Here is a 19,088-nt window from a genome sequence, read left to right on the forward strand (position 1 = left end):
CGGCTGTCGATGCTTTCGGTGCCGAGGCCGTTGCACGTTCGTCTATTTTTTCGCCGGCGGCAAAGTCTCTGACTCAGAAGCTGTCGCGCGGACGATTGACCGAGTCGGGCGGCGGCCGCGGACGCGGGCAGATCGACGCCGGGCTTCCCGCTCAGGCCTACCTCGCGAGAAGTGCTTTAGTTGGGGCCATGCCCAACCCCGCGATCCTCACCGTCGACGACGACCCGGCCGTCTCCCGGGCGGTCGCCCGCGACATCCGCCGCCGCTACGGCGACCGCTACCGGGTGGTACGAGCCGACTCCGCGGAGACGGCGCTGGAGGCGCTGCGCGAGCTGAAACTGCGCGGTGAGCAGGTCGCCGTGCTGATCGCCGACTACCGGATGCCCCAGCTGACCGGCATCGAGTTCCTCGAGGCCGCCATGGATCTCTTCCCGGCGGCGCGCCGGGTGCTGCTGACCGCGTACGCCGACACCGACGCGGCGATCAACGCGATCAACGTGGTCGACCTCGATCATTACCTGCTCAAGCCCTGGCATCCGCCGGAAGAGAAGCTCTATCCGGTGCTGGACTCGCTGCTCGAGGCGTGGCAGGCCACCGCAGCGGCGCCCACCACCGACCTGCGGGTGGTCGGGCACCGCTGGTCGGCCCCCTCGTTCAAGGCGCGCGATTTCCTGGCCCGCAACCTGGTGCCGTTCCGCTGGGTGCTCGCCGACGAACCCGAGGGCGCCGAATTGCTGGCGGCGGCGGGGGTGACCGCGAACGACGTACCCCTGATCGTCACGACCGATGGCAAGTCGCTGGTGCAGCCAACCGAGGCCGACCTGGCCGCGCACGTGGGGCTGACCACGGCGCCGGCCGCGGACTTCTACGACCTGGTGGTCGTCGGGGCCGGCCCGGCCGGGCTCGGCGCCGCCGTCTACGGCGCCTCGGAGGGGCTGCGGACCGTGCTGGTCGAGCGGCGGGCCACCGGCGGGCAGGCCGGGCAGAGCAGCCGGATCGAGAACTACCTCGGTTTCCCCGATGGCGTCTCCGGTGCCCAACTGACCGACCGGGCCCGCCGGCAGGCGCTGCGGTTCGGCGCCGAACTGCTCAGCGCCCGCGAGGTGGTGGCCCTGGAGGACGCCGGGGCGGCACGCGTGCTGCGGTTCGCCGACGGCAGCAGCATCGCCACCCACACCGTCGTGCTCGCCACCGGTGTCTCGTACCGGATGCTCCCCGCGCCCGGGCTGGCGGAGCTGACCGGCCGCGGCTGCTTCTACGGCTCCGTGGCGAGCGAGGCGCCGAGCTGCTCCGGGCAGGACGTCTACATCGTGGGCGGGGCGAACTCCGCCGGCCAGGCCGCCGTGCACTTCTCCCGGTACGCCCGACGGGTGCACCTGCTGATCCGTGGCGCCGACCTGACCCGGTCGATGTCCAGCTACCTGATCGAGCAGATCGCACAGATCGACAACATCGAAGTCCACCCGAACACGGAGGTGGTCGGCGGGGCCGGCCAGGAACACCTCGAGGAGGTGACCCTGCGCGACATCCGCAGCGGCGAGGTCCGCCGTGTCGACACCTCGTGGCTGTTCGTGTTCATCGGCGCGGAGCCCCGCACCGACTGGCTCGACGGCGCGGTGGCCCGTGACCCGCGCGGGTTCGTCCTCACCGGCCCCGACCTGACGAGGGGTGGCCGCCGGCCGTCAGGCTGGAGCCTGCCGCGCGACCCGTACCACCTGGAGTCCAGCATGCCCGGGGTCTTCGCCGCCGGCGACGTACGGGCCGAATCGGTGAAGCGGGTGGCCTCGGCTGTCGGCGAGGGTGCGATGGCCGTGTCGCTCGTGCACCGCTACCTGGAGGCACAGTGACCAGCGAACCCGGGCGGCTCACCCCCGACGAGCTTCGTGGCCTCTTCCTCTTCGAGGCGCTCACCCCGCAGCAGTTGGCGCACCTGGCCGAACACGGCCGGGTCGAACAGCGCCCCGCCGGCGAGGCTGTTTACGTCGAGGGCGAGCCGGCGAGCTGCTTCTACGTGCTGCTCGCCGGCACGGTGGCGATGCGCCGCCGGGTGCAGGGCGACGACGTCGAGGTCAGCCGGACCAGCCAGCGCGGCGTGTACGGCGGGGCGATGCAGGCGTACGTCGGTGACCTGGCCGAGCAGCGGTACGCCAACAGCCTCGTCGCGGTGACCGACTGCGAGGTGTTCGCGCTGCCCGCCGAGATCATCGCCGAGGCGATGCGTACCTGGTTCCCGATGGCCACCCATCTCCTGGAGGGGCTGTTCATCGGGATGCGCAACACGCAGACCATCGTCGGCGAACGGGAGCGGCTGCTGGCGCTGGGCGCCCTCTCGGCGGGGCTGACCCACGAGCTCAACAATCCGGCGGCGGCTGCGGTCCGGGCCACTTCCGCGCTGCGCGGCCGGGTCGCGAAGATGCGCCACAAGCTCGCGCTGATCGCCGACGGTCGACTCGACGGCCGGCGCCTGCACGACCTCGTCGCCCTGCAGGAGGAGGCGGTGAAGCGGGCCGCCACCGCGCCGCCGCTGACCCCCCTCGCGGCCAGCGACGCCGAGGACGAGCTCGCCGACTGGCTCGACGACCACGGCGTCCGGGGGGCCTGGGAGGTCGCCCCGACGCTGGTCGCCGGCGGCATCGACGCGGGGTGGTTGAGCCAGGTCGACGCCGCCGTCGGCGCCGACGACCTGGAGTCGGCGATCCACTGGATCACGTACACCATCGACACCGAGCTGCTGATGGGCGAGATCGACGACGCCGTCGGCCGGATCTCCGGGCTCGTCGGGGCCGCGAAGCAGTACTCCCAGCTGGACCGCGCGCCCTACCAGACGGTCGACGTCCACGACCTGCTCGACGCCACCCTGGTCATGCTCCAGGCCAAGATCCCGTCCGGGGTGCAGGTGGTGAAGGAGTACGACGAGAACCTGCCGGCCATCCCGGCGTACGCCGCCGAGCTGAACCAGGTGTGGACCAACCTGGTCGACAACGCGCTCGGCGCGATGGGCGAAACCGGCACGCTGACGGTCAGGACCGGCCGGAAGGAGGACCGGCTGATCGTCGAGATCCGCGACACCGGCAGCGGTATTCCGCCGGAGATCCGGCCGCGCATCTTCGAACCGTTCTACACGACGAAGCCGGTCGGCGAAGGCACCGGCCTCGGCTTGGACATCTCCTACCGGATCATCGTCAACAAACACCACGGGGACATCCGGGTGCAGTCCCAGCCCGGCGACACCCGGTTCATCGTGCTGCTACCGATGAACCCGGCATAGCGTGACGTGCCGCGCGCCGCCGGCACCCATCGAAACGTGGTGCCGGCGGCGTAGCGGTTGCGGGAATCAACCCGGGAACGGCCCGGCGGCTTACGGATTGCAGGACAGCTTGGCCTCGGCCCAGTCGCCGTGGTCGCTGCCGACGCCGTCGCCACCGTCGGTGATCAGCAGGTCGAGCGCCTTCCCCGCGGTCACGTCGACGTCGACGCTCGCGGTCTCGGCGGTTCCAGTCAGGACCAGAGAGTCGTACTTCGCCGTACCGTCGACCAGCACGTGGAAGGCGATTGAGCCGCGGTTTGCCATCTCGTCGTCCACGCCCACCTTCGCGGTGAATCGGGTGCACCGGCCGTCGAGGTTGACCTTGACCGACGAGGGTGCGTGGGCGCCGAGGCCCTTGGCATAGACGACCCCGTTCAGGGTGATCGGGTTGCCGTCGCCGGCCGCGCTCTCGCCGTTGCTGTGGTCGCGCTCGACGGGTCCCCAGCCGTTCGTCGAATCGATCCACTCCAGGTCGCTGACCCACGCCTCGCCCTTCGGCGCCGGCGGCAACGGCTTGTCCGCCACGGTGGCGGCGAAGAACCCGAACGGGCCACCCGGCAGGCGGATCGCGCGGACCGTCTTGCCCGGCGTGATTGGCAGCGCGTTGTAGGACACCCGGTAGTCCGTCGTGGTGTTGGCCAGGCCCGCCGGGGTGTAACGACCCTTGACCGTGACCGCGGGCTTGGCTCCGCCGGTGGCCGGATCCTGGCAGCACCAGTTCGGCAACTCCAGCGGATGCTGGGACTGGGTGCCGTCGGTGTAGAGGACTGTCACGGTTCCACGGGCATTCAGGCTGGCGCCGGCGCCGAGCAGGTGAAGGTGACTGCCTCTGCCGCTCACCAGGATCGGCGCGGTGATGTCCTTCGCCACGTTCGGTGTGCCGGGGGCGCCAGCCGGCAGGCTGAACTCGACCCCGTTGACGGTGATCGTCGTGCCGGAGCGGAATCCCGCGGCGGCCAGCGCCTCCCCGTGGAAGCTGTTACCGGCGCCGTCGAAGTTGCCCTTTGCGAATGTCTGGGCGTCGGTGATGCCGACCACGTTCGCCGCGGCGGATATCGAGGCGTGGGGAAGCTCCGCTGTGGTGACGGCGCTGGAGCGGTACGGCGTGTTCCGGGCGGTGTAGGCGGCGGCAAGCTGGAGCGTGTACGAGGCCGGCCGGATGTCGTGTCCCGGGGTGACGCTCAGCGGTGCGGTGACGGTCTCGCCGGGTTCGACCCGTGGGAAGTCGATGTGGCCGCTCGATGTCCAGCCGGCCACCGGGGCGACGGACAGCCGCACGTTCGTCATCGCGTGCGTGCCGTCGTTACGGAAGGTCGCGGTGAGCTCGGTCGGCTGGCCCGGCGGGTTCCACAGCTTCGGGCCGGTCAGTTCGACCGTGCCGAGCGCGTCGGCCGGCTTGGCGCCGCCTACGGAGCTGCTGCCGGCGAGGGTGACCGTGGTGCTGGCGCTGGTAGAGATCGCGGGGGTCTTCACCCACACCATGCCAGCGCGGTCGCCGGGCGCGTAGTACCAGCCGGTGGTTGCCGAGTCGTACGCCGCCTTGTCGCCCAGTTCTCGCAGCGGCTGGTCGCCGACCTTGACCACCTGCGGCTTGGTGCTGGTGTGCGCGGTCACCTGGTAGGGCCGCTGCGCGGGCTTGCCGGTGTAGGAGCCGGTGCTCGCGCCGATGGTGAGGACGACATCGCCGCGGTCGTCGACCGGCGCCTTGACGTCGAACCGCTGGGTCGCGGACCTGCCGGTGCGGTGCTCGCGTGTGACCCGGTCGTCCTCGTAGAGCAGGAACGAGGAGCTGCCATGGGGGTAGACGTCGAGCGTCAGCCGGTCGCCCGGTGCCTGCTCGGCTTGCCGGTTGATGCCAGCCTTCCACATCGGCACGACGGCACCGGCCTTGACGAACAGCGGCAACGTGTCGAGCGGCGCGTGGTAGCCGTTCAGCGTGGTGGGCCCGCGGTGGATTTGGCCGGTCCAGTAGTCGACCCAGGTGCCCGTCGGCAGGTAGATGCCGCTCTTGGTCTCGTCCGCGCCCCACATCGGCGCGACGAGGAACTCTCGACCGGCGAGAAATTCGTACCTGGCGGCGTCGGTGTACGCGGTCGGGTCGTCCGGGTACTCGATCGGCAGTGACCGGTTGATCGGCGTGCCGGTGCGGTGAGCCTCCGCGGCGTACGAGTAGAGGAACGGCAGGAGCCGCTCGCGCAGCTGCAGGTACCGGCGGTTGATCGAGGTGTACGGTTCGCCGTACGCCCATGGTTGCTTGAACGCCGGTGTGGCCCAGCCGCTCATCGTCATGAGTGCCGGCGTGAAGACCTTCCACTGCATGTCCCGCACGTAGCTTCGGGCGGAGCCACCGAAGATTCCGTCGACGTCACCGGCGGTGTAGGCGATACCGGAGTTGCCGGATCCGTGGATCGCCGGGATCTGCCAGCGGATCGCGTCGAGGCTGCCGCTGTGGTCGCCGGTCCACTGCACCGCGCAGCGCTGCGCGCCGGCCCAGCCCTCGACCATCCAGGCGTAGCCGCGGGCGTTGCTGTACTGCTCGATGCCGTCATGCGCGGTGTCGCAGGCGGTGAGCGCGTGCCGGTAGCCCGGGCCGACCCAGGCCACGTCCAGCTTGCGGACGCGGACACCGGCCTCACCGACCTCCGCGGGTTGCCGGTCGAGCGCGGACTGGGTCCACAGCCCCATCTCGATGTTGCGGTTGCGTAGCTCGTCACCGGTCTGCCGCAACGGGCTGATCTCTCGCTTGCCCCAGTACGTGCCGTCGACGAGCTCGTGGCCCAGGTCGTCGGAGTAGCCACAACCGTAGTCGTCATTGACTAGCATCCAGCCACCCGGCATGTCGTCGTCAACGAACTTCTGCGCGATCTTTACCGCGTCCGGCGTGGTCTGCTTGTCGGGGTGGTTCTTCCAGTCGTTGCCCGGGTCGGGGTCCACTCCGTAGTGGCCGCGGTTGTAGCAGTCCGAGTCGCCGTATTCGAGGCCGTAGATCGGCGGCAGGAACGGCCGCCCGGTGAGTTCGGTGTACCGGTTGAGCGCGGCCTTGAAGTCACCGACGAAGTAGTAGGCGTCGAAGCGCTTCTCGGTGTGGGTGGAAACCACGGGGTCGTTGAAGGCGTACGTACCTGGTGTAAAGGTGTTGCGTAGCACCCCGTAGCCGGCGGAGCTCATGTAGTACGGCGAGGAGTTCGGGTTGCCGCCGTCCTCCCAGTTGAAATTCCGGGCGACCTGGATCGTTGTGCCGCGGTGGCTGAACCGGCCGTTCTGCATGCCGCCGCCGAGGAACTGCTCGGTCGCGCCGCGGCTCAACGTCTGGGACGTGGTGGTGTCGGTCCACCGGAGCGGCTGGGTCTCCGACCACACGGTGCTGCCGTCGGCCCGGTGCAGAGCGAAACGCAACGGCGACTTGTACGCCCGGACCTCGATCGTCCTGGTGCGTAGCGAGTAGTAGCCGCCGGCGTCGGACCACGTCGTCTGCCGAGTCGGGTAGTCGGTCTTCACCACGATGTTGGCGTCAGGTGCCTTTGGGTCGTCGGGTGGGGTGTTGGCCGGGTCGGTGAACTGTCCGTCCGGCGCGAGCCAGATCCGGAACACGTCGTCGGCGAGGAACGCCACCCGGACCCGGGCGTCGCCCGCGGTGAGCGTGTAGGTCGTCTGGTCGGCGTGGAAGCCGGTCACCGCCCCGAGCTCCTGAGGCCCGGCGGCCATCGCCGGCGTGTTGGCCAGGACGCTGGCGGCAAGCATCAGCGCGGCCGTGATCGCGGCAGCTGAACGTCGGATCGAGCGAACAGATATGAGCATTTGCCCCTCATCTCGATCAGGAATGGTCAGGCATGATATTCATATCCCACGATGGCCTGTCTGTCACGAGGGTGGCCGCGCCGCTTCGAAGTGACCGGCGAATCCGGGTTTGAGCTGGGCAGACAGCTGCGTACCCCCGGTGACCCCGGCGGGTCACTGGGCCGTGATGTTTGGTGCTGGTCGGTCAGCGGGCAGTCAGGCCAGGAGCACCGTTACGCCGGCGGCCCGCAGATCGGCGACAACTTTCTCGTCGGCGGCGTCGTCGGTGACCAGGGTGTGCACGGCCGACGCGGCACAGATCTTGGCGAAGGAGTGGCGGCCGAGCTTCTCCGAGCCGGCCACCACGACCACCTGGCGGGCCCGGCTGACCATCAAGGCGTCGATGCCCGCCTCGCTCTCGTCGTGGCACGACGTTCCCTCGATGGAGAATCCGTCGACGCCGAGAATGAGGGTGTCCAGCCACAGGGACTGCATGACCATGCTGGTCAGCGGCCCGGTCAGCTCGTACGACTGGGGCAGGGCGACCCCGCCGAGGATGACCGTGCGCAGCGACGGTCGCAGCACCATCTCGGTGGCGATGTTCAGCGCGTTCGTCACTACCGTCAGGGCCGGCCGGTGGGTGGCCTGCGCCAGGTCGGGTCGCGCCGCGATGTGCCGGGCGGTGGCCGAGGTGGTGGTGCCTCCGTTCAACCCCACCACGCTGCCCGGTTCGATGAGCCCGGCGGCGGTGGCGGCGATGCGTTCCTTGGTGCTGTGGTCGCCGCGGTGGCGGTAGCGGACCGGCAGATCGTAGGCGACCGAGCTGGCCACGATGCCACCATGGGTGCGGGTCACCAGGTGCTGTTCGGCCAGGGCGGTGAAATCACGGCGGACGGTCGCTTCGGAAACCTGCAAGGCGGTGGCGGCCTCGAGGACGGAGAGCCGGCCGCCCCGCTCGGCCAGGATCTCCAGCAGAGCCTGTAGCCGGCGAGCGCGATCGGCCAACCCGCCGCCCGCGGCGGCCCCCGTCGCGGTCTCGGTCGAGGTCATTTCACGGCTCCCGCCGTCAGACCCGCAACCAGGCGCTTCTCTACCAGCGCGAAGAGGATGACCACGGGCACGATGCTAACTATTGAGACGGCGAACACGTAATGCCAGGCGGAGTCGTACTGGCCGACGAACTTCGTGATCGCCACCGACAGCGGTTGGTTTTCCGCGGTGGTGAGGATGACCAGGCTCGCCGCGAACTCGTTCCAGCAGGCGATGAAGGTGAAGATGATGGCGGTGACGATGCCGGGCCAGACCAGCGGCAGGGTCACATGGCGTAGCGTCTGGAGCTTGCTGGCGCCGTCGACCAGCGCTGCCTCGTCGATCTCCTTCGGCAGGCCGGCGAAGAAGCTGTGCATGATCCACACGGCGAAGCTGAGGTTGAAGGCGGCGTTGACGAGAGTCATCGCCAGCCAGGTGTCGTCGATGCCGAGCGCCAGGAACTGCCGGAACAGTCCGGGTGCCAGCACGGTCGGCTGGAGCATCTGGGTGGCCAGCACGAGCAGCAGGAACACCCCGCGGCCGGGAAACCGGTGCTTGGCCGTGTAGTAGGCGGCGGGTACGGCGACCGCGAGCACCAGCACGGTCCCGCAGAGCGAGATGATCAGGGTGGAGGCCAGGTTGTACGGCAGTGGCGCCTCGGGCGTGGACCACATGGTGAGGTAGTTGGACGGGATCCACTCCGTCGGCAGGTACGTGGGCGGAATGCGCAGGATCTCCGCGTGCTTCTTGAAGGACCCGATGAGCATCACCAGGTACGGCGCCAGGAACACCAGCGCCACCACCACGCCGGCGGCCGTCTTCGTCCAGCGCCGGCCGTGGCGGCTGCCCAGTCGGGGGCCTCGCTGGCCGTACGCCGCGCTCGCGCCTACCCGCCCGCCGGTCGTCTCGGGGGTCGTCGTAACCACTGCTACTCGTCTCTCATCGGTCGGAGAGCCGCCAGGTAGATCCCGATCACCGCGAGAACGATCAGGAAGTTCACCACGCTGAGCGCGCTGGCGAGATCGACCTGCCGGTCCTGCTGGACGTACTTGAAGATCAACGTGGTCGTGGTGTCGGCGTCGTACCCGGGGATGCTGCCGGTCATCGTGCGCAGGATGGGCAGGGAGTTGAAGACGTTGATGATGTTGATGAGGACCGCGACGGCGATCGCAGGCCGCAGGATGGGCAGCACGATTCTGCGATAGATGCGCCCGGGCCCGGCGCCGTCCATCCGGGCCGCCTCGACGATGTCGTCCGGCACCGTCTGCAGGCCCGCGAGGATGGTGTAGGTGGTGAACGGAAGGGACACGAACACCGCCACCACCATGGACACCACGAACGCGGGCACCGGTCGGCGGGTGAAGCCGAACCCGGCGTCGAGGATGCCGAGGTCGACCAGGAACTGGTTGAACACGCCGTAGAAGGGGTCGAGCGCGTAGTAGAAGACGGTCGAGGTCATCACGACGCTGGCTGCCCATGGCACGATCACCGCCAGCCGGACCAGGCGCCGGCCGGGGAAGGCCTGGTTCAGCAACTGCGCCAGAGCCAGGGAGATCAGCAGCGTCACGAGGACCACGCCGACGACCCAGATGATCGTGTTGGTGAACACCCTGCCCAGCGCGGGGAAGTTCAGCAGTGCCACGAAGTTGTCGAGTCCCGCCGAGCCGCGGTCGACGCCGGCCTGTGACACGTCCCGGGAGGATGTCCACACCATGTAGGCGGCGGGAAACAGGACGATCGTGAGGATCAGGGTCAGCGCTGGCAGCAGCCAGGGCAGGGCCCGCACCAGCTCCCGGCGCGCCGGTGGTGCGGACCTGCCGGGCGGCAGCTGCACCTGGGTGGTCTGCTCGCTCATCGTGTCCTCGATGGGTGAGTGCGACGGCCGCTGCTAAGCGTCGGCCTTGGCCTGGATGCCGGCGAGCACCGCCTTGGGTTGCTTGCCCTGCCCGATCTGGCCGATCTGCCCCTGGAGCGCGCCCTGAGTGGCCGCCCAGCGGGGGTTGGTGCTCGGGTAGAACTTGGCGCCCGGCAGGACCTCCAGGAAGCTGGCGATCTCCTTCTTGTCCTTCAGCGCCTCCGCCCCGGACTTCGTGGTGGGCAGGAAGCCCTCCGTGTCGACGAACTTCCGGTAGACCTCGGCGCTGAAGAAGTAGTCCAGGAAGGCCTTGATCGCCTCCTGCTTGCTGCCGTCGTTCTTGAACGCCATGAGATGGTCGGCCACCCCGAGGGTCATCGGCTGCCCGTCCTTGGTGGGAATCGGGGCGGTCCCGTACTTGAGCTGGGGGTTCTTCTGCGCGATCTGCCCCACCGTCGGAGGCAGGCCAACAGCCATGGCGATCTTGCCCTGGATGAACACGTCCAGCATGGGCGTGCGGTCGCTCGCTCCCGGGTCGGGCTGGGTCAGCCCGGCGTCGATCATCCGCTTCATGAACTGCACCGCTTCGACGTTGCGCGGGTTGTCGACGGTGATCTTGTCGCCCTCGTGCCAGGAGCCGCCGTTGCCAAAGATCCAGATCGAGGTCTCCGCCTGGGCCTCCTCGCTGCCCAGCGGCATGCCGTAGCCGTAGACACCCGCGTTGAGGTTCTTGATCTTCTGTGCGGCGTCGTACAGCTCCTGCCAGGTTGCCGGGGGCTTGGTCACGCCCGCCTTGTCGAGCAGCTCCTGGTTGTAGAAGAGGGTGCGGGCCGAGGCGATCATCGGCAGGCCGTACATCGTGCCGTCGATCGAGGCGTTCTTGGCGAAGGAATCCTGGAAGTCGGCCAGGGTGTCGCGGGAGACCACGTCGGCGGCGGGGTAGAGCAGGTCGTCGGAGGCGAAGCCGGAGAAGGCGTCGATGTTGAGGATGTCCGGCGTCGCCTTCGCCTGCACCTTGGTGCGGATGACGTCGTTGATGTTGTCCCAGGACTGGATCTCGAGGTTGACGGTGATGTCCGAGTGCTTCGCCTGGAAGTCGGCGATGATGCCCTCCCAGAGGGCCTTGGTGCCGTTGCTGTAGCTGGGGACCAGCAGCGACAGCTTCCTGCTGTCGCCGCTCGCGTTGTCGCCGCCACTGAATCCGCAGGCGGTGAGGGTCAGGCTGGCGATCACGAACGCCGCCGACCAGCGCAGGAACCGTTTCATCTTCGCCTCCATCATGGATGGACCATGAACAGCCGTGATCAGATCCGGGTTTCGCTGATTGTTCTTGACCGACTAATGCGCTAATCATTCATGATCGCGCCGCTCTTGCGATTCTGTGATGCCGGTCGATCGACGTCAAGACCAACCGCTCACGATTCGGTCACGGTCGGCGCTCGTCCGGCCATCGATGCCTGCGGGTTGGCCTCGCCGGACACGAGTCGGCAGAAATGGGCCACCCTCTCGGCCATCGCCTCCCGGGCCGGCGCCAGATACCGGCGCGGGTCGACCAGCTCGGGGTGCGTGGCCAGGGTGCCGCGGACGGTGCCGGTGAAGGCCACGTTCAGCGCCGTACCGATGTTCACCTTGGCGATGCCACCGCGCACGGCCCGGCCCAGCTCCTCGTCGGGCACGCCGGACGAGCCGTGCAGCACCAGCGGCACCGCGATCTCGGCCCGCAGCCGCCCGATCAGGGTGTGGTCCAGCACGGCGCTGCGGGTGGTCATGGCGTGTGTGGAGCCGACCGCGACGGCGAGGGCGTCCACACCGGTCCGCGCCACGTACGACGCCGCCTCCGTCGGATCGGTGCGGGAACCGGGGGCGTGCGGGTCCACCGGCGGCTCGCCGTCCTTCCCACCGATCGTGCCCAACTCGGCCTCGACCCACAGTCCCCGGGCGTGGGCGAATTCGGCAACCGCCCGGGTCGTCGCGACGTTCTCCCGGTACGGCAGCCTCGACGCGTCGACCATGATCGAGCCGAAGCCGTGCTCCGCGGCCTGGCGCCACAGGTCGGGGGAGACGACATGGTCGAGGTGCAGTGCCACGTCGACCGTGGCCGCCGCCGCGACGGCCCGGGTCGCGGCGGCGATCGGGGCGAGCCGAGAGTCGTGGAACCGTACGGCGTTCTCGCTGATCTGGAGGATCACCGGTCGCGCCGCGGCCTCCGCGCCGGCGACGATCGCCTCGGCATGCTCCAGGCTGATCACGTTGAACGCGCAGACCGGCCCGGCGGCGACGATCTGCTCGGTCGGTACCAGCGCCATCACAGCTCCTTGAGGGTCACAGCCCGGCGCAGCCGCCGGTAGTCGAACAGGTCCACGCTTCCCGCCACCGGCGCCCGCACCGCCGCTGCGGACAGCGCCACCGCGTCGGTGAGCCGGTCCGGCCAGGGCCGACGGTGGATCATGCCGTGGGCCAGGGCGGCGACGCAGGCGTCCCCCGCCCCGGTCGGGTTGCCGGCGACTGGATGCGGCAGGAACGCGTGCCAGTTGCCCTGTCCGGTCCGAGCGAGTAGTCCCGCCGGGCCGAACGAGGCCACGACGGTACGCGCTTCGAGCGCGTGTACCGCGGTGACGGCCGCAGCCGGTCGGGGGAGCGCCTGCCCGACGAGGTCGGCCAGCTCCTCGGCATTCGGCTTGACCAGATCGGGCCGCGCGCTCAGGCCGTGCCGCAACGGCTCACCGCTGCTGTCCAGCACCGTCCGGGCGTTGGCGTCGCGGGCCGCCCCGATCAGCGCACGGTACGCATCGGCTGGTACCCCTGGCGGCAGGGAGCCGGAGAGCACGACCACCGCCGCGCCGCGTACCAGATCGGCGAACTGGCTGAGGAAGGCGCTCCACTCGTCCGGGGCGACCCTCGGCCCGGGTTCCCACAGCCCGGTCGCCGCGTCCGGTTCGGCCACGACCACCGTGCGCCGGGACTCGGCCGCGATCGGCACGAACGCCTCCCGTACTCCTTCGGCGGCGAGCAGGGACCGGATCCGCGCGCCGCAGGCACCGCCGGCCAGCCCGGTCGCGACGACCGGGTCGCCGAGGGCACGCAGTACACGGGCCACGTTGACGCCTTTGCCGCCCGCCCGCTCGGCGACCTCCGCGACCCGGTGGGTGCTGCCCGGCACGAGGGCGGGGACGCGGTACGTCACGTCGAGCGCGGCGTTCAGCGTGACGGTGAGGATCATCCGTCGAGCCCCGCACCGGCGGTCTCGCCACCGGTCAGGATCACCGAGCGGTTCAGGTGGCGTGGCGCGTCCGGGTCGAGTCGCCGGTGGCGGGCCAGGGCGACGGCCAGCCGCTGCGCGAGGATCAGCTCGGCCATCGGGTCGCGTACGGAGTGGACGAAGGTGGCGCCGGTGCCGGCCACCTCCTCCGGCAGCCCCGCCGGCACGGCCCCGAACGCCCACACCGCCCGGTCAGGGCCGGCAACGGCGATCGGGCCATGCCGGTAGTCCATGGCCGGGTACGCCTCCGCCCAGAAGCGGGCGGCTTCACGGCACTTGAGCGCTGCCTCGTGGGCGAGGCCGACCGTCCAGTCCCGGCCGACGAACGTGACCTGTTCCAGCGTTGTGGGGTCCAGCGGGAGCGGTGCCGTCAGGGCCTCCGCCGCGTCGCGGACCGCCTGGTCGAGGCTCTCACCGAGAGGCGCGCGGAGCACCGCCAGCGCGGTCGTGGCGAACCGGGTCTGCACCACGGACTTCTCGTCGGCGAACGGCAGGCAGACCGGATCGTCCACAAGGGCCACGGCCGGGGAACTCGGGTCGCCGATGATGCCCGTGCTGCGGGTGTCGCCGGCGATGGCGCGCAGGACGTCGAGCACCTCGCTCGTCGTGCCGGACCGGCTGATCACCACCACCCGGTCGTAGCGGCGCTGCCGCGGGAACTCCGACGCCGCGAACGCGTCCGTCTCGCCGAGGCCGGCCCGTTCGCGCAGTCCGGCGTACGCCATCGCCATGAACCAGGACGTGCCGCAGCCGACGACGGCGACCCGCTCGCCGCGCCGGGGCAACTGTTCAGCGAGTGAGCCCGCGAGCGCGATGGCTCGTTGCCAGCACTCGGGCTGGCTGGCGATTTCCTCATCGACGTGTGTCATGACACTCCGACCTGCTGCTCACGACGGACTCCTCGGAGCGCGCGAAACCGCGCGGTTCGGCAGCGATCCGAGCGTAAATCGACGACAGCCACTTGGGCAATCCGTCACGCGGCATTCCCCAGTGGCCGAGGCTCTTGCGGCGCAGGCTCTTGTCATCGATGAGCTTTTGAACGACACTGCTCGATATCAAGAGCAACTTGGCAGGTTCGATCAGTCTCCGTCACAGAGGAGTGATCACATGGCCCCATCCGCTCACTTCAATCCGTCCCGTCGTGACCTGCTCCGGTCCGGTGTCGTGCTGGGGGCCGCCGCCGGCCTGAGCGGCGCGGTGGGCGCCCCCGCAGCCGCCGACGACTCCACCGGCACCGAACCGCGCCGCGGCAGCGACGAGAAGAGCATGACCAACGTGCCGTTCGAAGGCTTCGATCGAGTCCGCATCGGGCTCATCGGCCTCGGCAACCGCGGCGGCGACCAGGACCGACGGTTCGGCGCGGTCGGCACGGTCACCGCGGTCTGCGACATCCGGCCCGAACGGGTAAACCGCACCATCGGCCGGATCATGCAGCAGGGCTTCCAGGACACACCGCCGGCCGGCTACTCGGCGGGGGAGGAGGACTACCTCAACCTGGTCCGCCGCGACGACATCGACCTCATCTACATCGCCACCCCCTGGGAGTGGCACTACCCCATGGCCAAGGCCGCCATGGAGCACGGCAAGCACGTCGCCGTGGAGTTGCCGATCGCGCCGTACCTCGATCAGATCTGGGATCTGGTGCGCACCTCGGAGCGGACCAGGAAGCACTGCCTGCTGCTGGAGAACGTCAACTACTTCCGCCCCGAGATGGCGATGTTCAACATGGCCCGGCAGGGGATCTTCGGCGACCTGCAGCACGCCTCCGGCGGCTACGTCCACGACCTGCGCTGGCCGTACACGTTCGGCGGCGCCTACTACCCCGAGCATTGGCGGCGCCGCTGGCAGACCAGGATGAACGCCTCGCACTACCCCACCCACGGCCTGGGGCCGGTGTCGGCCACCCTGGGCATCAACCGCGGCGACCGGTTCGAGGAACTGATCTCCGTAGCGTCCCTGCCCAAGGCGCTGGCGCTCTTCCGCGCCGAGGACCCCCGGGTCGGCGCCGACCACCCGTCCTGGGATGACGAGCCCTACATCTCCGGCGACCGGCACACCTGCTTCGTCACCACGACCAGCGGCCGGTTCATCCGGGTCGAGCACGACGTGAACTCCCCGCACCCGTACAGCAGGGAGACCACGCTCACCGGCACCCGAGGGACGATCGAGCTCGACAACGCCCGGGTCTACCTCGAGTCGCTCGGGCACAGCAACCACAGCTGGCGGACCGGCAACGAGTACAACACGATCCTGCGGCAGCACGACCACTGGTTGTGGCCGACGCTGGAGAGCCTGGCCGGCCAGTACGGCGGCCACGGCGGCGGGGACTTCATCGCCATCTGGCGTCTCGTCCAGACCATGCGCCTCGGGATGACCCCCGACATCGACGTCTACGACTCGGCCGCGTGGTGCTCGGTGATCCCGCTCAGCCACGAGTCGTTGAAGACCGGCCGGATGCATCCGGTCAAGGTGCCCGACTTCACCCGCGGCCACTGGCAGGCGGCGCGACCCACGTTCGACCGGCCGAAGCCCGCGGACCCGGTGTTGGACAACAACTGAGGCAGGCCGGGCAAGCACGTGCCGACGGCAGGCTCCCCGGCGTGCGGAGCCTGCCGTCGGACCGATCAAGGGGTGCAGGTGATCATCGGGGCCGTCCAGTCGGCGTGGTCGTAGTTGGGGCCGTCGAGGGTGTCCGTCCGAAGTTCGATGACGTCCACCCCGCTGACCGCGAGGTCCAGCGGTACGCCGGCGCCCGCTCCGGTGGCCTCGGCACCGGCGAGCTTGACGCCGTCGCCCCACACCTCGAAGCCGACCCGGCCCCGGTCACCGACCTCGTCGTCGATCCCGACGGTGACGGTGAACCGGCTGCAGCGCGAGCCGAGGAAGTAGCCGATCCGGCCCGGCGCGTGGGTGCCGAGGCCCTTCGGGTAGACGGTGCCCGCGATCGTCAACGGCTTACCGTCCCCGGGGGCCGTCTCGCCGTTGCTCCGGTCCTTCTCGACCGGGCCCCAGCCGTTCTCGGCGTACAGCCAGGCCAGGTCGGACAGGTGCGACGAGCCGGCCGGGGGTGCGGTCGCCACGGTGAACCGTCCGGCTGCCGTGCCGCTGTACACCTGGTTGCGCGAGGTCCAACTGGCGCTTGCGGTCAGGTCCACCGGACCGAGGTCGGGTCGGTCCGCGGTGAGCGACCAGGTGGCCGTACCGGTCGTGCCGGGACCGATCGAGCCGACCTGGGTCGGCCCGGTCGCCGTCGCGGCCCACCCCTCCGGCGCGGTCAGCAGCAGCCGGGCCCTCGTGACGGCGGTCGTGCCGTCGTTGTGGACCTTCACCGTGACCGGGTTCGCCTCGGCGCCGTCGACGTACGGCTTCCCCGGCGTGGCCTCGACCACGACCATCGGCGGCAGGCCCTTCCCGCCGGGGTTGACCCGCAGCATCACCGCATCGTGCCCCGGCACCTGGGCGCGGATCGTGCCTCCGGAGACGGACGTGGTGTTGGTCCACAGGTTCCGCACCGCGTACCCGGTGTCGGCCGGCGGCAGCCCGAGCTCGGCCGCGGTGGTGCCGAGCACGGCCGGCGTCGAGGCCCGGTTGAGCAGGACGACGGCGACCGAACCGTCCGACATCTTCTTGGTCCACACCTCGGTGTCGCCGGAGTCCCGCAGCTTCGCGCCCTGGCGCCCGCTCCAGTCCTGGTTGACCGCGAGCACGTCCGGGTCGGTCAGCTGGTTGCGCGCCCACGCCGGCATCGAGCGGATGTCGTTGCCTGCGATCAGCGGCGCGTTCAGCAACGCCCAGAGGCTCATGTGCGCGCGGCTCTCGCCCTGCGTCAGGCCAGGATTGCCCACCTCGAGCATGTCCGGGTCGTTCCAGGCGCCCGGACCGGAGTACGCCTCCAGCCCGACCTGTTGGTCGAGGATCGACATCACGCTCGGCCAGGAGTCGGTGATGTCGCCGGTGGTCCGCCACAGGTCGCCACCGACCGAGTCACCCCACAGCCACGGCTGGTTGGCGCCCCACTCGCAGATGCTGTACACGATCGGCCGGCCGGTCTTCTTCAGCGCGTCACCCATCGCCTGGTACCGCTGTTGCGCGGGGACGCCCTGGTTGTTGCAGTTGTCGTACTTGAGGTAGTCGACGCCCCAGTCGGCGAACGTCTGGGCGTCCAGTTCCTCGTGACCGAGGCTGCCCGGCATCGTGCGGGCGCAGGTCTCGGTGCCGGCGCTGGTGTAGATGCCGAGCTTGAGCCCCTTGGCATGGACATAGTCCGCCAGCGCCTTGATGCCGCTGGGGAACCGTTCGTGATGGGCGACGTACTTCCCGGTCGCCGGGTCGCGCTCCTTCTCGGCCCAGCAGTCGTCGATGTTGACGTACCGGTAGCCGGCCGCGGCCATCCCGGACGAGACCATCGCGTCGGCGGTGTCGCGGATCAGCTTCTCGTTGATGTCGCAGGCGAAGGTGTTCCAGCTGTTCCAACCGAGCGGTGGCGTCGCCGCCAGGATCGGCTCGGCCGCCGGCGCTGCGGTCACGTCGTGGACCGACGTTGCGGCGGACGCCGGGACGGTGACGGTCAGGGCGAGGGTGAGAGCGAGGGTGGTGGTGGCAACTGTTCGCATGGCGGCTCCTGAGGGGCGGCTGGTGCGATGCAGATCTATGTAAGAACGTAAATGTATCTGTGCGGTTACGTCAACACGTGTGCGAAAATGTTTGACGCCCCGACGAGTGCCCCGGCGCCCAGTCGCAGACTTGCGGGGATCCCGCACAGCGGACACTGGCCGATGTACGCCAACCCGGTCGCGATGTGGGACCGGATCGCCGCGTTCCTGCCTCAGGGCCACGCCCGTTGAGGTCGATTGGGCGGGACGCCCGGCTCAACGCACCGGACCGCTCCGGGCCCGGTGGCGGCGTACCGCGTCACGGTTGGCGCACCGGGGCGAGCAGTAGCGCTGCTTGCCGGTCCGGGACAGGTCGGCGTAGATCGTCCGGCATCCATCCCGGGCGCATCGGCCCAGCCGGTCCATGCCGCGACCGGTCAGGTGCAGGGCGGTGCCGACACTGATCAGGGCGCGGAGGACGGCCGACAACGGCACGCCGTCGTCCCGGTAGTGCAGGTGCCAGAGCCCGTCCGTGTGGTTGGTGAGCCGGGGGTATGTCGAGGCGCTGGCCAGCATCCGGTTGAGCAGCTCCGCCCGCTCGTCCGCCGAGGCGGCGTCGACGATCTCGGACCACTCCTCGATTAACCGGACGGTGACCGTGAGGTCGTCGTCCCGCACCGCCATGTCCATCACCACCCCGGCCGTCCGGCATCGGCGGGCCAGCTCCAACACCGATCGGGGCGGGTCGTTGGCCAGTTCGACGGCCAGCCGTACCGGGTCGGCGCCGTAAGGGTTGAGATGCATAATGCCATTACAGCAGGCTGTGACCATGAGCGACAGCGACGGGCATGTCTGGCGGACCCGGTCCCGGCACCGGACGAGCGACGGGATCATCTACTACCAGTCCTGCCACTGCGGGCGGTGGCGGATCCGTGCCGGTCGACAGGCCGGAATCCCGGTCGAGACCCGGCCCCTCTCGACGTACCGGCCACATCGCTGAGCCCGATCCGGCGACGGGGCTGCCCCACCCCGTTGCGACGTTGGATGGCTGGAACCCCACAGAAGTTTCGTCAGCTGTCTGGTGATCCCACTCCGAGCTGCCAGCTACGGTCTTGTGGCCGGCAGAGAGATCGGTGAATGAAGGCGGCGGAGGCGGTCGCCTGCCGGCAGGCGACCGACGGGTTCCGGCGATGCCTGGGGAGCGGTATGCCCCGGCAAGGAGGGACGGCGTTGGTCGGACGGCTGGCTACCTCAGCCATGGCACGAAAC

The 19,088-nt window shown here is 69.7% G+C and carries 14 protein-coding genes; 4 read left to right on the forward strand and 10 right to left on the reverse strand.

Annotation, left to right across the window (positions count from 1 at the left end; all coding sequences use genetic code 11):
- The first annotated feature begins 188 nt into the window (after nt 1–188).
- Nucleotides 189–1,847, forward strand: coding sequence for an FAD-dependent oxidoreductase (locus ACGF4F_RS03195; RefSeq protein WP_357436031.1), 1,659 nt, complete (start codon nt 189–191; stop codon nt 1,845–1,847).
- Nucleotides 1,844–3,268: an ATP-binding protein gene (locus ACGF4F_RS03200; RefSeq protein WP_393074387.1), complete on the forward strand. Its 1,425-nt coding sequence runs from the start codon at nt 1,844–1,846 to the stop codon at nt 3,266–3,268. Before ACGF4F_RS03195 ends, ACGF4F_RS03200 begins: the two co-directional genes overlap by 4 nt.
- A gap of 90 nt (nt 3,269–3,358) precedes the next feature.
- On the opposite strand, the gene ACGF4F_RS03205 is transcribed toward ACGF4F_RS03200, so the two are convergent.
- The 8 genes from ACGF4F_RS03205 to ACGF4F_RS03240 all read right to left on the reverse strand — a co-directional run bounded on the left by ACGF4F_RS03205 (nt 3,359) and on the right by ACGF4F_RS03240 (nt 14,096).
- Nucleotides 3,359–7,105: an NPCBM/NEW2 domain-containing protein gene (locus tag ACGF4F_RS03205; protein WP_393074390.1), complete on the reverse strand. Its 3,747-nt coding sequence runs from the start codon at nt 7,103–7,105 to the stop codon at nt 3,359–3,361.
- A 195-nt stretch (nt 7,106–7,300) separates the two neighbouring features.
- Nucleotides 7,301–8,134, reverse strand: coding sequence for a DeoR/GlpR family DNA-binding transcription regulator (locus ACGF4F_RS03210; protein WP_357436034.1), 834 nt, complete (start codon nt 8,132–8,134; stop codon nt 7,301–7,303).
- On the reverse strand, nt 8,131–9,039 hold the full coding sequence (locus ACGF4F_RS03215; protein WP_393074393.1) for a carbohydrate ABC transporter permease: 909 nt from the start codon (nt 9,037–9,039) through the stop codon (nt 8,131–8,133). Before ACGF4F_RS03215 ends, ACGF4F_RS03210 begins: the two co-directional genes overlap by 4 nt.
- A 2-nt stretch (nt 9,040–9,041) precedes the next feature.
- A complete protein-coding gene (locus tag ACGF4F_RS03220; protein ID WP_357436037.1) occupies nt 9,042–9,968 on the reverse strand; it encodes a sugar ABC transporter permease in 927 nt (308 codons plus the stop codon).
- 33 nt (nt 9,969–10,001) lie between these two features.
- Nucleotides 10,002–11,234: an extracellular solute-binding protein gene (locus ACGF4F_RS03225; protein ID WP_357436039.1), complete on the reverse strand. Its 1,233-nt coding sequence runs from the start codon at nt 11,232–11,234 to the stop codon at nt 10,002–10,004.
- A 149-nt stretch (nt 11,235–11,383) separates the two neighbouring features.
- Nucleotides 11,384–12,274: a class II fructose-bisphosphate aldolase gene (locus ACGF4F_RS03230; RefSeq protein ID WP_357436040.1), complete on the reverse strand. Its 891-nt coding sequence runs from the start codon at nt 12,272–12,274 to the stop codon at nt 11,384–11,386.
- Nucleotides 12,274–13,188 carry a 1-phosphofructokinase family hexose kinase gene (locus ACGF4F_RS03235; RefSeq protein ID WP_393074397.1) on the reverse strand — a complete coding sequence of 305 codons (915 nt, stop codon included), beginning with the start codon at nt 13,186–13,188 and terminating at the stop codon, nt 12,274–12,276. Before ACGF4F_RS03235 ends, ACGF4F_RS03230 begins: the two co-directional genes overlap by 1 nt.
- Nucleotides 13,185–14,096, reverse strand: coding sequence for an SIS domain-containing protein (locus ACGF4F_RS03240; RefSeq protein WP_393074400.1), 912 nt, complete (start codon nt 14,094–14,096; stop codon nt 13,185–13,187). Before ACGF4F_RS03240 ends, ACGF4F_RS03235 begins: the two co-directional genes overlap by 4 nt.
- 238 nt (nt 14,097–14,334) lie before the next feature.
- On the opposite strand from ACGF4F_RS03240, the gene ACGF4F_RS03245 reads away from it, so the two are divergent.
- Nucleotides 14,335–15,786 (forward strand): Gfo/Idh/MocA family oxidoreductase, encoded by a 1,452-nt coding sequence (locus tag ACGF4F_RS03245; protein ID WP_393074403.1) that lies wholly within the window; start codon nt 14,335–14,337, stop codon nt 15,784–15,786.
- A 65-nt stretch (nt 15,787–15,851) separates the two neighbouring features.
- Here ACGF4F_RS03245 and ACGF4F_RS03250 read toward each other — a convergent pair whose 3' ends face one another.
- Nucleotides 15,852–17,840 (reverse strand): NPCBM/NEW2 domain-containing protein, encoded by a 1,989-nt coding sequence (locus tag ACGF4F_RS03250; protein WP_393074406.1) that lies wholly within the window; start codon nt 17,838–17,840, stop codon nt 15,852–15,854.
- 255 nt (nt 17,841–18,095) lie between these two features.
- On the reverse strand, nt 18,096–18,623 hold the full coding sequence (locus ACGF4F_RS03255; RefSeq protein WP_357436046.1) for a CGNR zinc finger domain-containing protein: 528 nt from the start codon (nt 18,621–18,623) through the stop codon (nt 18,096–18,098).
- Nucleotides 18,624–18,648: 25 nt separating this feature from the next.
- Here ACGF4F_RS03255 and ACGF4F_RS03260 point away from each other — a divergent pair, with 25 nt between their 5' ends.
- Complete coding sequence (locus ACGF4F_RS03260; protein WP_357436047.1) at nt 18,649–18,819, forward strand: hypothetical protein; 171 nt, start codon at nt 18,649–18,651, stop codon at nt 18,817–18,819.
- Nucleotides 18,820–19,088: the final 269 nt, after the last annotated feature.

This window comes from Micromonospora sp. NPDC047740 (genome assembly GCF_043204735.1).
In the GTDB taxonomy this organism is placed as follows: domain Bacteria; phylum Actinomycetota; class Actinomycetes; order Mycobacteriales; family Micromonosporaceae; genus Micromonospora.

Bases quoted from the DNA above. Each gene is read 5' to 3' on its own strand.
- ACGF4F_RS03250 (WP_393074406.1), bottom strand. From the start codon at position 17,840: ATGCGAACAGTTGCCACCACCACCCTCGCTCTCACCCTCGCCCTGACC.
- ACGF4F_RS03255 (WP_357436046.1), bottom strand. From the start codon at position 18,623: ATGCATCTCAACCCTTACGGCGCCGACCCGGTACGGCTGGCCGTCGAA.
- ACGF4F_RS03230 (WP_357436040.1), bottom strand. From the start codon at position 12,274: ATGGCGCTGGTACCGACCGAGCAGATCGTCGCCGCCGGGCCGGTCTGC.
- ACGF4F_RS03205 (WP_393074390.1), bottom strand. From the start codon at position 7,105: ATGCTCATATCTGTTCGCTCGATCCGACGTTCAGCTGCCGCGATCACG.
- ACGF4F_RS03240 (WP_393074400.1), bottom strand. From the start codon at position 14,096: ATGACACACGTCGATGAGGAAATCGCCAGCCAGCCCGAGTGCTGGCAA.
- ACGF4F_RS03210 (WP_357436034.1), bottom strand. From the start codon at position 8,134: ATGACCTCGACCGAGACCGCGACGGGGGCCGCCGCGGGCGGCGGGTTG.
- ACGF4F_RS03245 (WP_393074403.1), top strand. From the start codon at position 14,335: ATGGCCCCATCCGCTCACTTCAATCCGTCCCGTCGTGACCTGCTCCGG.
- ACGF4F_RS03225 (WP_357436039.1), bottom strand. From the start codon at position 11,234: ATGAAACGGTTCCTGCGCTGGTCGGCGGCGTTCGTGATCGCCAGCCTG.
- ACGF4F_RS03220 (WP_357436037.1), bottom strand. From the start codon at position 9,968: ATGAGCGAGCAGACCACCCAGGTGCAGCTGCCGCCCGGCAGGTCCGCA.
- ACGF4F_RS03235 (WP_393074397.1), bottom strand. From the start codon at position 13,188: ATGATCCTCACCGTCACGCTGAACGCCGCGCTCGACGTGACGTACCGC.
- ACGF4F_RS03260 (WP_357436047.1), top strand. From the start codon at position 18,649: ATGAGCGACAGCGACGGGCATGTCTGGCGGACCCGGTCCCGGCACCGG.
- ACGF4F_RS03195 (WP_357436031.1), top strand. From the start codon at position 189: ATGCCCAACCCCGCGATCCTCACCGTCGACGACGACCCGGCCGTCTCC.